This window comes from Pseudoalteromonas sp. UCD-33C, assembly GCF_001306895.1.
Taxonomy (GTDB): Bacteria; Pseudomonadota; Gammaproteobacteria; order Enterobacterales; family Alteromonadaceae; genus Pseudoalteromonas.
The window spans coordinates 466,442-480,129 of the sequence record NZ_LJTB01000002.1 but is presented as its reverse complement, the minus strand read 5'-3'; the positions used below and the strand labels follow the sequence as shown (position 1 = coordinate 480,129).

General features: G+C 41.9%; 8 protein-coding genes. 6 read left to right on the top strand and 2 right to left on the bottom strand.

The window, feature by feature from the left end; translation table 11 throughout:
- Positions 1-70 precede the first annotated feature (70 nt).
- The 5 genes from AOG26_RS05445 (at position 71) to argA (ending at position 8,144) form a co-directional block, all read left to right on the top strand.
- Positions 71-2,890: a 2-oxoglutarate dehydrogenase E1 component gene (locus AOG26_RS05445; RefSeq protein WP_054561568.1), complete on the top strand. Its 2,820-nt coding sequence runs from the start codon at positions 71-73 to the stop codon at positions 2,888-2,890.
- 3 nt (positions 2,891-2,893) lie between these two features.
- The gene (gene odhB / locus AOG26_RS05440) at positions 2,894-4,393 is read left to right on the top strand and encodes a 2-oxoglutarate dehydrogenase complex dihydrolipoyllysine-residue succinyltransferase (protein WP_054561567.1); all 1,500 of its coding nucleotides are present in this window, start codon (positions 2,894-2,896) and stop codon (positions 4,391-4,393) included.
- A 177-nt stretch (positions 4,394-4,570) separates the two neighbouring features.
- The gene (gene sucC / locus AOG26_RS05435) at positions 4,571-5,737 is read left to right on the top strand and encodes an ADP-forming succinate--CoA ligase subunit beta (protein WP_054561566.1); all 1,167 of its coding nucleotides are present in this window, start codon (positions 4,571-4,573) and stop codon (positions 5,735-5,737) included.
- Complete coding sequence (sucD, locus tag AOG26_RS05430) at positions 5,737-6,609, top strand: succinate--CoA ligase subunit alpha (RefSeq protein WP_054561565.1); 873 nt, start codon at positions 5,737-5,739, stop codon at positions 6,607-6,609. Before sucC ends, sucD begins: the two co-directional genes overlap by 1 nt.
- Positions 6,610-6,803: 194 nt before the next feature.
- On the top strand, positions 6,804-8,144 hold the full coding sequence (argA, locus tag AOG26_RS05425) for an amino-acid N-acetyltransferase (RefSeq protein WP_054561564.1): 1,341 nt from the start codon (positions 6,804-6,806) through the stop codon (positions 8,142-8,144).
- Between the two features lie 77 nt (positions 8,145-8,221).
- On the opposite strand, the gene AOG26_RS05420 is transcribed toward argA, so the two are convergent.
- Entirely contained in the window at positions 8,222-9,292 is a 1,071-nt protein-coding gene (locus tag AOG26_RS05420) for a DUF3083 family protein (RefSeq protein ID WP_054561563.1), read from the bottom strand.
- Between the two features lie 228 nt (positions 9,293-9,520).
- Here AOG26_RS05420 and glnS point away from each other — a divergent pair, with 228 nt between their 5' ends.
- Positions 9,521-11,188: a glutamine--tRNA ligase gene (gene glnS / locus AOG26_RS05415; protein WP_054561562.1), complete on the top strand. Its 1,668-nt coding sequence runs from the start codon at positions 9,521-9,523 to the stop codon at positions 11,186-11,188.
- Positions 11,189-11,274: 86 nt separating this feature from the next.
- On the opposite strand, the gene AOG26_RS05410 is transcribed toward glnS, so the two are convergent.
- Entirely contained in the window at positions 11,275-13,677 is a 2,403-nt protein-coding gene (locus AOG26_RS05410; RefSeq protein ID WP_054561561.1) for a TonB-dependent receptor, read from the bottom strand.
- Positions 13,678-13,688: the final 11 nt, after the last annotated feature.

Here is a 13,688-nt window from a genome sequence, read left to right as displayed (position 1 = left end):
AGGTGGTTAAGTGATTAACCACCTTGTTTTTACAACAATTAATTTCTGCGCTAAAGAAAAGGGCTTATAAATGCACGAAGGTGTGATGAAGGCATGGCTAGAATCTTCTCACTTAAACGGCGGTAACGTTGCTTACGTAGAAGAGCTTTATGAAGCGTACTTAGATGATGCGACTTCTGTGCCAGAAGAATGGCGAGAAGTGTTCGAACAATTACCAAAAGTTGATGGTGTGGATGTTGACGTTAAACATTCAGAAGTTCGTTCACAATTTGCACAGCTTGCTAAAAACAAGCATAGAGAAGTAGTGGTAGCAGAGGGTGGCTCTGGCGATCCTAAACAGGTCAAGGTGCTACAACTTATTAATGCTTTCCGTTTCCGTGGTCACCAAAATGCCAACCTAGATCCATTAGGTATTTGGCAACGCGAACGTGTTCGTGATCTAGAATTAGAGTACCACGATTTATCTGAAGCTGATTTTGACCGTGAATTCAATGTGGGTTCGTTTGCTGTCGGTCGCGAAACCATGCCATTAGGTGAGCTATATCAAGCACTCAAAACGACTTATTGTGGGTCGGTAGGTGCTGAGTATATGCACATCACTTCAACTGAAGAAAAACGTTGGTTACAACAACGTTTAGAATCAGTGCAATCACGTCCAACGTTCTCTAAAGAAGAAAAGCTACGTATCCTTAAAGGATTAACAGCTGCAGATGGCCTTGAAAAATATTTAGGGGCTAAGTTCCCTGGTGCAAAACGTTTCTCACTTGAAGGTGGTGACGCATTAGTACCAATGCTTAAAGAACTAATTCATCGTGCAGGTGAAAGCGGACAAAAAGAAGCTGTTATTGGTATGGCTCACCGCGGTCGCTTGAACGTACTAGTGAACGTTTTAGGTAAAAACCCATCAGAATTATTCGATGAGTTCGCTGGTAAACACAAAGACACATTAAGCTCAGGTGATGTTAAATATCACATGGGTTATTCATCTGACTTTGCTACTAACGGTGGCAACGTGCACATGGCACTTGCATTTAACCCGTCTCACTTAGAAATCGTTAACCCAGTGGTTATGGGTTCGGTACGTGCTCGTTTAGACCGTCTAGGTGATAAGTCAGGTATTAAAGCATTACCAATTACTATTCACGGTGACTCTGCAATCGCAGGTCAAGGTGTTGTACAAGAAACATTTAACTTATCGCAAACTAATGCATTTAGTTGTGGTGGTAGTATCCGTATCGTTGTAAATAACCAAGTTGGTTTCACAACGTCTAAACAGTCTGATGTACGTTCTACACCATACTGTACTGATATTGCAAAAATGGTTCAGGCACCAATTTTCCACGTTAACTCTGACGATCCTGAAGCGGTTGCATTTGTAACTCAAATTGCACTTGATTTCAGAAACCAGTTTAAACGTGATGTAGTGATTGATTTAGTATGTTATCGCCGTCATGGTCATAACGAAGCGGATGAGCCGAACGCGACTCAACCACTTATGTACCAAAAAATCAAAAAGCATCCAGTACCTCGTCTAATTTACGCAGATCAATTAGTTGCTGAAGGTTCATTCTCAGAAAATGAAGTTAAAGCACTTGCTGATGATTACCGTAACGGTTTAGACAAAGGCAACTGTGTTGTTGAAGAAATTCAACTAGAAACATCGCACTCTTCTGATTGGGCTAAGTTTGTTGGTCATGATTGGGATGTTGAGTACGATGCAACAGTGTCGGTTGAGAAGTTAAAAGAGCTTGGTGAAAAAGTAGCAAGCTTCCCAGAAAGCCACAAAGCACAGTCGCGCGTTAAGAAAATCTACGACGACCGTAAGCTAATGGCAACAGGTGAAAAACCACTTGATTGGGGTATGGCTGAAACACTTGCTTATGCAACGCTTGTTGATGCGGGTACTGATATCCGTTTAACAGGTCAAGATTCAGGTCGTGGTACATTCTTCCACCGTCATGCTGTTGTTCATAACCAAACTGACGCATCAACATACTTGCCGCTGCAAAATATCAGCGAAAAGCAAGGTGCATTTGAAGTATATGACTCAGTTCTTTCTGAAGAAGCAGTACTTGCATTTGAATATGGTTACGCAACAGCTGAGCCTACGTCACTTGTAATGTGGGAAGCACAATTTGGTGACTTCGCTAACGGTGCACAAGTTGTATTTGACCAATTCTTAAGTTCAGGTGAGCAGAAATGGGGCCGTTTATGTGGTCTTACATGTTTACTTCCACATGGTTATGAAGGTCAAGGTCCTGAGCATAGCTCGGCACGTTTAGAGCGTTTCTTACAGTTGTGTGCTGATCACAACATGCAAGTATGTGTTCCTTCAACACCTGCGCAAGTTTATGCAATGCTTCGTCGTCAATCTGTACGTCCACTTCGTCGTCCATTGATTGTTATGACGCCTAAGTCGCTACTTCGTCACCCGTTGGCAACATCTTCACTTGAAGAGTTATCTGAAGGTGTGTTCCACAATATGATCGATGAAATCGATGATATTGCAGCAGATAAAGTAGAACGCGTTGTATTCTGTAGCGGTAAAGTTTACTACGAACTACTACAAGAGCGTCGTAAGCAAGAATTAAATAACATTGCTATTGTTCGTGTAGAACAATTATATCCATTCCCACACGCTGAGATGGATACAATCATGCAGCGTTACCAACACGTTAAAGATTTTGTTTGGTGTCAAGAAGAGCCGCAAAACCAAGGTGCATGGTATTGTTCTCAACACCACTTTGTTGACGCAATCCCAGCCGGTGCTAAATTAACTTACGCAGGTCGTAAAGCATCAGCATCACCAGCGTGTGGTTACATGTCAGTGCATAATAAAGAACAACAAGCGCTAATTGCAGATGCGCTTACTATTGAAAAGAAAGGATAAGCAATGAGCACAGAAATTAAAGTTCCTGTACTTCCTGAGTCGGTTGCTGATGCTACAGTTGCAACTTGGCACGTAAGTGTTGGCGACAAAGTAAGCCGCGACCAAAACTTAGTAGATATTGAAACAGATAAAGTTGTTTTAGAAGTTGTTGCACCAAATGACGGTGTAATCACTGAAATTTCACAAGAAGAAGGTGCAACGGTACTTGGCGAACAAGTAATTGCATTACTTGGTGATGCAGATGCTACACCAGCAAGTGACGACTCTGCACCAGCTAAATCAGAAGACGCGCCAGCGGCGCAATCAGCACCAGCATCAGAAGGTAAAGAAGTGGACATTAAAGTACCTGTACTTCCAGAATCAGTCGCAGACGCGACAATTGCTACTTGGCACGTTCAACCAGGTGAAGCGGTAACTCGCGACCAAAACCTTGTTGACATCGAAACTGATAAAGTTGTTCTTGAAGTTGTTGCTCAAGAAGACGGTATCATGGGTGAGCACATTCACGCTGAAGGCGAAACAGTACTTGGTGAGCAAGTAATTGGTACAGTTAAAGCGGGTGCAGCACCGGCAGCAGCAGCTCCTAAAGCTGAAGCAGCACCAGCAAGCGAATCAAATGACAGCTCTGACGTATTAACGCCGTCAGTTCGTCGTTTAATCGCTGAGAAAGGCCTTGATGCATCAAAAATCAAAGGTACTGGCAAAAATGGCCGTGTAACTAAAGAAGATGTTGATACATTCTTAAAAGCACCGGCAGCAGCTCCTAAAGCGGAAGCAGCAGCGCCAGCAGCACCTATGGGTGACCGTACACAAAAACGTGTTCCTATGACTCGTTTACGTAAAACAATCGCTAATCGTCTTCTTGAAGCGAAAAACTCAACTGCAATGTTAACGACTTTCAACGAAGTTAACATGAAGCCAATCATGGACCTTCGTAAGCAGTACCAAGAAGTATTCGAAAAGCGTCACGGTATCCGTTTAGGCTTCATGTCTTTCTACGTGAAAGCAGTTACTGAAGCACTTAAGCGTTTCCCTGAAGTAAATGCGTCTATCGACGGTGATGATATTGTTTATCACAACTACTTCGACATCAGCATCGCGGTTTCTACACCACGTGGTCTTGTTACTCCAGTTCTTAAAGACTGTGACAAGCTATCAGTTGCTGAAATCGAAAAAGGTATCCGTGAGCTAGCGCTTAAAGGTCGTGACGGTAAATTATCAATTGATGACATGACAGGTGGTAACTTCACTATCACTAACGGTGGTGTATTCGGTTCATTACTATCTACACCAATCATCAACTTACCACAGTCTTCAATCTTAGGTATGCACAAAATCCAAGAGCGTCCTATGGCTGTAAATGGTAAAGTTGAAATCTTACCTATGATGTACTTAGCGTTATCTTATGATCACCGCCAAATCGATGGTAAAGAATCAGTAGGTTTCTTAGTAACAATTAAAGAGTTACTTGAAGATCCGACTCGTTTACTACTAGATGTTTAATCTGGTTGTATGAAAACTAAGCTGTGAACCTCGTTCACAGCTTTTTTTTTGCGCCTTTGGTCTAACTGGGGTTTTCATGTGGAGCCTTGGGATTTATACTAAGTGCGCAATTTGGGATAGCTGTTTATTTTGCATAAATATTCAGCTCTTTTAGTATAAAAAATTGGATAAAGCATCATGAATTTGCATGAGTATCAGGCAAAACAACTTTTTGCCGAATATGGTTTACCAGTTTCTCAAGGTTTCGCTTGCGATACACCTGAAGAAGCTGCAGCAGCTGCTGAGAAAATCGGCGGTGATATGTGGGTTGTTAAAACACAGGTTCACGCAGGTGGCCGTGGTAAAGCTGGCGGTGTTAAGCTAGTTAAAACAACTGACGAAGTTAAAGAGTTCGCTGCGAACTGGTTAGGTAAAAACTTAGTTACTTACCAAACAGACGAAAATGGTCAGCCAGTATCAAAAATTCTTGTTGAAAGCTGCACTGACATCGCTAACGAATTATACCTTGGCGCTGTAGTAGATCGTGCTTCTCGTAAAGTTGTTTTCATGGCATCTACTGAAGGTGGTGTTGAAATCGAGCAAGTTGCAGAAGAAACTCCAGAACTAATTCACAAAGCTGAGATCGATCCACTAGTTGGTCCTCAAGCTTACCAAGCTCGTGAGTTAGGCTTCAAACTAGGTTTAAACCCTACTCAAATGAAACAGTTCGTTAAGATCTTCATGGGTCTTGCTAACATGTTCAACGATTTCGATTTCGCTCTATTAGAAATCAACCCGCTAGTAATCACAGACGAAGGTAACCTTCACTGTCTAGACGGTAAAATCGGTGTAGATGGTAACGCGCTTTACCGTCAACCTAAAATCCGTGAAATGCACGATCCTTCACAAGAAGATGCGCGTGAAGCTCACGCTGCAAGCTTCGAGCTTAACTACGTTGCACTAGACGGTAACGTTGGTTGTATGGTTAACGGTGCAGGCCTAGCAATGGGAACTATGGACATCGTAAACCTACACGGTGGCAAGCCAGCTAACTTCCTAGATGTTGGTGGCGGTGCAACTAAAGAGCGTGTATCTGAAGCATTCAAGATCATCTTATCTGACGACAACGTTAAAGCTGTTTTAGTTAATATCTTTGGTGGTATCGTACGTTGTGACATGATCGCAGAAGGTATCATCGGCGCAGTTAAAGAAGTAGGTGTTAACGTTCCTGTAGTAGTACGTTTAGAAGGTACTAACGCTGAACTTGGTCGTGAAGTACTAGCTAGTTCTGACCTTAACATCATCGCTGCTGAATCACTAACAGACGCAGCTGAAAAAGTTGTTGCTGCTGCGGAGGGCAAATAATGTCTGTATTAATCAATAAAGATACAAAAGTTATCTGTCAAGGTTTCACAGGTGGCCAAGGTACTTTCCACTCTGAGCAAGCGCTTGAGTACGGTACACAAATGGTTGGTGGTGTAAGCCCAGGTAAAGGCGGTCAAACGCACCTTGGTCTTCCAGTATTCAACACAGTACGTGACGCTGTTGAAGCAACTGGCGCAACTGCATCAGTTATCTACGTACCAGCACCTTTCTGTAAAGATGCAATCTTAGAAGCTATCGATGCTGGCATCGAGCTAATCGTTTGTATCACTGAAGGTATCCCAACACTAGACATGGTTGACGTTAAAGTTAAGCTTGATGAAACTGGTGTTCGTATGATCGGTCCTAACTGCCCAGGTGTTATCACTCCGGGTGAAACTAAGATCGGTATCATGCCTGGCCACATCCACAAGCCTGGTAAAGTAGGTATCGTATCACGTTCTGGTACTCTTACTTACGAAGCGGTTAAGCAAACTACTGACGCTGGTTTCGGCCAATCAACATGTGTTGGTATCGGTGGTGACCCAATCCCTGGCACTAACTTCATCGACGTTTTAGAAATGTTCGAAAAAGACGAGCAAACTGAAGCTATCGTTATGATCGGTGAAATCGGTGGTACTGCAGAAGAAGAAGCTGCAGAATACATCAAGCACAACGTGACTAAACCAGTTGTTTCTTACATTGCGGGTGTTACTGCACCTCCAGGTAAGCGTATGGGTCACGCTGGTGCAATCATCGCAGGCGGTAAAGGTACTGCTGATGAGAAATTTGCTGCATTAGAAGCTGCTGGCGTAAAAACTGTACGTTCATTAGCTGATATCGGTAATGCACTTAAAGAGAAAACAGGCTGGTAATCAGTTCTAATCTCTTAAAAAAGGCTCGCTTATGCGGGCCTTTTTTGTATCTATCACATCCTTCTACCCGGCAAGAAAATTCCAATCATAAATTAAGAATAATAATGCTTTATTTGTGAATATAAATTCTCTACACTTGTGGCTTGTATATCTTTTTTTATTAAAACATTCGACTTTAATAAGGTAAATATTACGTGCGTACCACAGAATTGGTAGATGGATTTCGCCAGTCAACCCCATACGTTAATGCTCACCGCGGTAAAACATTCGTTGTTATGCTTGGCGGAGAGGCGATCGATCAGTCTGGTTGTCGTAGCATCATCAACGATGTCGCGCTATTAACTAGTCTTGGTATTAAGATTGTTTTAGTGTTTGGTGCTCGCCCACAGTTTAACGCAGCGCTTGAACAAGTTGGCATAACTAGTCAATTTCATAATGAGATACGGGTAACTGATAACGCAACATTTGATGTGATTAAAAAAGTTGCGGGTGCAATGCAGTTCGATATAACCGCGCGTTTATCTACGTCTTTAAGTAGTACACCTATGTCTGGCTCATTTTTAAATGTGGTGAGTGGCAACTTTGTTATTGCTCAGCCTTTAGGTGTTGATGAAGGTGTTGACTATCATCATTCAGGTAGAGTGAGACGTATCGATGTTGCGGGTATTCGCCACCAGTTAGATAACAACGGAATTGTTCTGCTTGGGCCAATAGCGGCTTCTGTTACAGGTGAAAGTTTTAACTTAACTGCTGAAGAAATTGCTACGCAAGTAGCTCTCAAACTACGCGCCGATAAAATGCTTGGCTTTTGTAAAGAAGCCGGTATTTTGGATGAAAATGGTGAGGCGATTGCAGAGCTAATGCCAAATGAAGCTGAGCAGCTACTAGTAAACTATCGCAAGCAACCAGATTCATGTGTAAGCGCCACTGTTTTCTTACAAGCTGCAATTGATGCTTGTCGAGGTGGTGTACATCGTTGCCATCTTGTTAGCTACAAAGAAGATGGTGCACTATTACAAGAGCTGTTCTCTTTAGATGGTATTGGTACACAAATCGCTCCGCAAAGCTCTGAGCAATTACGAAGTGCTAGTATTGCTGATATTACCGGAATCATTAACCTTATTAGACCCCTTGAACAGCAAGGCTATTTGGTGCGCCGCTCTCGTGAACAGCTAGAAATTGAAATTGAACAATTTACGGTTATTGAGCGTGATGGTCTTATTATAGCCTGTGCTGCTTTGTATCCGTTTGCCGACGAACAAGTGGGGGAGTTTGCAAGTTTGGCTGTTCACCCTCAGTACCGAGATGCTGATCGCGGCAGTTATCTACTGAGGTTTATTATTAATAAGGCTAAACGTGCGGGTTATTCGCATTTATTTGCTCTCACCACACGCAGCATTCACTGGTTTTTAGAGCAAAGTTTTGAAATAGTGACAGTTGATGAACTACCTGCGAAGAAAAAAGCGCTTTATAACCATGAACGCCGCTCTAAAGTATTGCGTCTAGATTTAACTAAGCTAGGAAATAAGAGGTGACGCATGCGTCACCTCTTATATACCCAAACATCCTCACGGTGCGAGTTTCAGCATCTTGAGGGGGCTTGGTTATACTCTTAATATTGATAGTTAATGTGCTGATAAAAACGCACGCGTAAATCTTGGCGAGTTGGATTAAATGCCAGCTCGTCAGTAACTTCATTTATCGCACTTTGCACTTGATTCATAAACTTACCATAACCAATGTCATGCTTGTCTTTATCGGCTGCGGCAATCACAAAATGTAGTGAATCTACAAGTTGATCTGCATCCCAATACTGTTGTAATTGCACCTGTTCAGAGCTGCAATCAAAGGTTAGTTTTTGCAGTTCGCTGTTACTTTGTGCGTTATCAATATTGCTATTACGAACAATAGGGCGAGTACCGTTAGCGATGAAAGCGCCGAGTGTTAATCCGCGTTTATCACATGCTCGTTTGAACGCATCAAAGATATATTGATAAAACTGCGTATAATTCTCTTCGTTCAGCATATGCTGAAATTGCGTTTTAATGGCTCGGGTTACTGGAATCGAAAACCCAGCGTATGTCATCTCACTGTGTTCATTTGGTAAATGACATTGGCGAGACTGGTAACGTGGATATAAGCTACGTAATTTATAGCCATAGCTTTCTTTGTGACCTTTAGCCTTAGCAAATAAATCATAAGTGAGATGTTGGTGGTCACGAATTTTAAGAGGTGGTTGGCCGCTTAGTAGTTTTTCTTGTAGTGAGTTGATCACTCTTTGCACATTATGATGAAAACTAGCCGCATGAGCGCGAATATCTTCACCGGTCGCTAAGAATAATAAACGAATTTTTTTGCATTTTTGCTCACCATCAGCAAATACATTATGTGCTTCATGGTATTGTGGGTTATAGAAAAACAAAATTTGCTTAGCGGTTTCTAAGCTATATGCCTCATCATGGTAACGAACCACTGGCAGTTTATCGTTGGCGATTAGGTGTACATTATGTAATTCATACTCATCACATAGTGCAAATAACTCCCTTGCAAGACGCTTATAAGCACAGCTCACATTGGTGAACTGGGCAAAAAACTCATCAGTAGGTTTAAATTCAACTAACACATACTGGTTTGCACGTGCTGAGCTTGGAATATAGACTCGATGTTGATTGAGCGAAGCCATCTTTTTTCCTTATTGGTAGTGAAACTGACGGCACTATATCGCTAGTCAATGATCATTTTATTGCGTTAGAACAATTTTTTTACCGATTTTGCCGAGTCTGTGAACTATGTATTCAACATTCGACGTAATATCTTCAATAAACATGATGCAACCACTGTATGTTAGGGTTTGTTTTTGTAATAATGCATTAGTTTTGTCACCATGCAATATTCAGAGGATTATGCTCCTATGGCGGAAATTGAGAATCGCCCAAGTAACTTTATTAGAACGCGTATCGACGAAGATCTAGCAAGCGGTAAGCATGCGACTACACACACGCGTTTTCCACCAGAACCAAACGGTTTTTTACACATTGGTCATGCAAAGTCTATTTGTTTAAATTTTGGTATCGCCCAAGATTATCAAGGTCTTTGTAACTTACGTTTTGATGATACGAATCCAGAAAAAGAAGACATCAACTACGTAAACTCGATTAAAGAAGATGTGCAATGGTTAGGTTTCCAGTGGGATGGTGAAATTAAATATTCATCTAACTATTTCGATGCGTTATATGGCTATGCTGTTGAGCTTATCGAAAAAGGCCTAGCATATGTGTGTTTCTTATCGCCAGATCAAGCCCGTGAATACCGTGGTACTTTAAAAGAGCCAGGTAAAAACAGCCCATACCGTGATACGCCAGTTGAAGAAAACCTAGCGTTATTCGAAAAAATGCGTAATGGCGAATTCAAAGAAGGTGAGTGTGTACTGCGTGCTAAAATTGATATGGCAAGCTCATTCATGGTACTGCGTGATCCGATTATTTACCGTGTACGTTTTGCTCATCACCACCAAACAGGTGACAAGTGGTGCATTTACCCAATGTACGACTTCACGCACTGTATTTCAGATGCGCTAGAAGGTATTACACATTCATTATGTACGCTTGAGTTCCAAGATAACCGTCGCTTATACGATTGGGTATTAGATAACATCAGCCTTGAGTGTCATCCGCAACAAATCGAGTTCTCACGATTAAATCTTGAGTACACCATTATGTCTAAGCGTAAATTAAACGACTTAGTGGTAAATGGTCATGTTGAAGGCTGGGACGACCCACGTATGCCAACGATTGCTGGTTTACGTCGTCGTGGTTATACACCTGCATCAGTACGTGAGTTCTGTTCTCGTATCGGTATCACTAAACAAGAGAACATGGTTGAAATGGGTATGCTAGAAGCCTGTATCCGTGAAGACCTAAATGAGCATGCACCTCGTGCAATGGCTGTTCTTGATCCTGTGAAGATTGTTATCGAAAACTATGACGCAGATAAAGTAGAAACGTTATCTGTAGCTAATCACCCGAATAAAGAAGAGATGGGTCGCCGTGACGTACCTTTCACTCGTGAACTTTATATCGAGCGTGAAGACTTCCGTGAAGAAGCAAACAATAAGTTTAAGCGTTTAGTTCTTGATAAAGAAGTACGTTTACGTGGTGCTTATGTAATTAAAGCTGAGCGCGTTGAAAAAGACGAAAACGGCGAAATTACGACTATCTTCTGCTCTTATGATCCTGAAACTCTGGGTAAAAACCCAAGCGATGGCCGTAAAGTTAAAGGTGTAATTCACTGGGTATCAGCGAGTGAATCTATCACAGCTGAAGTTCGTTTATACGACCGTTTATTTAACGTGCCAAACCCAGCGGCAGCAGAAGACTTTAACGCAACACTAAACCCTGAATCACTTGTGGTTCTTGAAAATGCGAAAGTTGAGCCATCACTTGCAAATGCACAAGCAGAGCAGGGCTTCCAGTTTGAGCGTACAGGTTACTTCTGTCGTGATAGCAAAGCAGAAACCTTAGTATTCAATCAAACTGTGGGTCTTCGTGATTCATGGGCAAAGATTGAACAAAAGGGCTAATAGCTAATTTTACTTAGTTTCTATGCTTAATAAAAAACCCTTTCACTTTAAAAGTGAAAGGGTTTTTTTATAACTATTAAAAGCGATTAGAAATAACCGCGAATACCCAAGCTGAAGTTACGACCAGGTAGTGGTGCTTTTTCTTTAATGAATGAGCTGTGTACGAAACCAAGTTCATCGGTTAAGTTGTCAACATTGATGTAAAGCTGTGTATCAACAGGACCTAAGTCAAGTTGGTAGTTAGCTGATGCATCAAATAGGGTATAGCCGTCAGTTTTTGTCTCGTAAGCTGTAATGTCAGACTGCTCAAAATAATGAGTACCGGTTAGGCTAAACTTCCAATCAGACACTGTGTACTGTAATTCAGAACCCAGTTTATTAGCAGGGATACGAGGTAAGTAACCTTCATCATCTTTTAGCTTAGCCGTTGTTGAATCACCAAACACTTTAACTAGCGCACTTGGCGTCACTTGATAATGTACGTCAAACTCAATACCGTATAATTTCGCATCTTTACTTGTAAATTGGTAAACCGCCATTGCATCTTCATCTGCATCAGCTGCTGATTCTAAGCCATGCTCTTCATCAAAAACTAAACCGGTGTTTTGCTGGTAGTAATAGTTTTCAATGTCGTTATAGAAGAAGTTAACTGTGTAACCAAAGTCACCAATAAAGCGGCGGAAACTTAAATCAAAGTTCGTTGCAGTTTCTTGCTCGATATCTTCTGGCTCAAAATGAATTTCGCCATCTTCAATATGATAACCAAGACCTAGCTCGTAAGTGCCTGTTGCGATATGAATGCCGTTTGATAGTAATTCCGCACTTAGTGGCGCACGTTCTGAACGAGATACACTTAAAGCAACACTTTGGCCTTCTTGATATTGCCAAATTGCACCTGCAGATAAGCTTAAGTTTGTGAAATCTTCACTGTAGTTAATGATTTCAGCTTCTTCTTCGTCATGGTGCTCTTCTTCCTCTTCATGATCGTGATGATGCTCAGCCATGCTTACAGCAGAGTCGATTTGGTAATCTTCAAGGCGTGCACCTAGCTCAACGGTCACATCACCAAACTGGCGTTCTTCAAGAACGAATAACGCGTTTGTTTTAGTAACACTTGCTGGCGTAAAGGCTTCTTCACCATCTGCATCATAGTCAGACTCAGTGTAGTGATAACCAGCCATACCGTGCCAAAGGCCTAACTTGTGCTCAACAGTTGCACGTGCTTCGGTTGTTTTGTTTGTAAACACCGTGCCCACTGCACCATCTTCAATTTCAGCGTGTTTGTAGTCTGTGTAGCCAACGCGTAGTGAGATATTTTCAATCCAGTTATCATGAAGTGCATAGCTCATGTAACCTTGCCAGCGGTCTTGCTCTAGCTGTGCAAATACTGATTCTTCGTGCTCTTCTTCACCTTCATCATGATCTTCCTCTTCTTCATGATGATGATGCTCATGAGCAGGAATGCCATAATCTGTTTCGATGCGACCGAATGACACACCTAGCGTTAGGTGATCGCCTACGTAACTAGTACCAAAGTTAACTGTTTGGCTATCGATAAAGGTGTTTTCTACGCTATTAGCTGTTTCGTGTTCTTCATGCTCTTCACCTTCATGCTCCTCGTGCTCTTCATGTTCCTCAGGAAGCTCGAAGTTTGGCGTGTCATAATCGTGACCTTTGCGCTTTGTACCATCGAAATGGAAGTTGAAACCATCATTACCGGTTTCAAGTTTTGCAGCATAAGTGTTTGTATTTGATACTGTATCGTGTGTGTATTGTGCAGCACCGGTTAAAGAGTCAATGTTATCGGTAGGAATACGGTTATCAACAACGTTCACCACACCACCGATAGCACCAGAGCCATAAAGTAGGGTAGCAGGGCCGCGAAGTACTTCGATTTGCTCTGCTGCTAGGCTGTCATTTGATGTTGCGTGGTCAGGGCCGATACGAGATGCATCACTGCTATCAAGGCCATTTTGGGTGATCTTCACACGCGGACCATCTAAACCACGAATAATAGGGCTTGATGAAACTGGGCCAAAGTAGCTAGCATTAACGCCCGGTAAACCTTTTAGTGTTTCGCCTAATGTCGGTTTTGCTTTATCTTTTAACTCATCACCGGCTAAAACATTCACTGGCGAAATCATTTCAAGACTATTTTTATGAAGTGCTGATGCATAAACAACAACAGTTTCAACCGATGTTGGTGTAAGCGTAACCACAACATTTTGGTCTTCGCCATTAATAGCAACACGCTTATCGATGAAATTGTTTTTACTGATGTGAAGCTGACCTTTATTGTCTACATCAATTTTAAACTGACCTTGTTTGTCAGTGACAACGCTTTGTGATTTGCCGTGTACATGTATTTCAGCATTGCTGATAGGTTGTTGGTTTTTATCTAATACTTGACCTGTGATCACAGCAGCCATTGTTGATTGAGAAAACAGCGCAGCGGCAACAGCACTAGAAAGAATTGAAACTTGTTTCATCATTACTACTT

Coding starts and splice junctions, on each gene's coding strand:
- AOG26_RS05420 (WP_054561563.1), bottom strand. CDS start 9,292: ATGGCTTCGCTCAATCAACATCGAGTCTATATTCCAAGCTCAGCACGT.
- odhB (WP_054561567.1), top strand. CDS start 2,894: ATGAGCACAGAAATTAAAGTTCCTGTACTTCCTGAGTCGGTTGCTGAT.
- sucD (WP_054561565.1), top strand. CDS start 5,737: ATGTCTGTATTAATCAATAAAGATACAAAAGTTATCTGTCAAGGTTTC.
- sucC (WP_054561566.1), top strand. CDS start 4,571: ATGAATTTGCATGAGTATCAGGCAAAACAACTTTTTGCCGAATATGGT.
- glnS (WP_054561562.1), top strand. CDS start 9,521: ATGGCGGAAATTGAGAATCGCCCAAGTAACTTTATTAGAACGCGTATC.
- AOG26_RS05410 (WP_054561561.1), bottom strand. CDS start 13,677: ATGAAACAAGTTTCAATTCTTTCTAGTGCTGTTGCCGCTGCGCTGTTT.
- AOG26_RS05445 (WP_054561568.1), top strand. CDS start 71: ATGCACGAAGGTGTGATGAAGGCATGGCTAGAATCTTCTCACTTAAAC.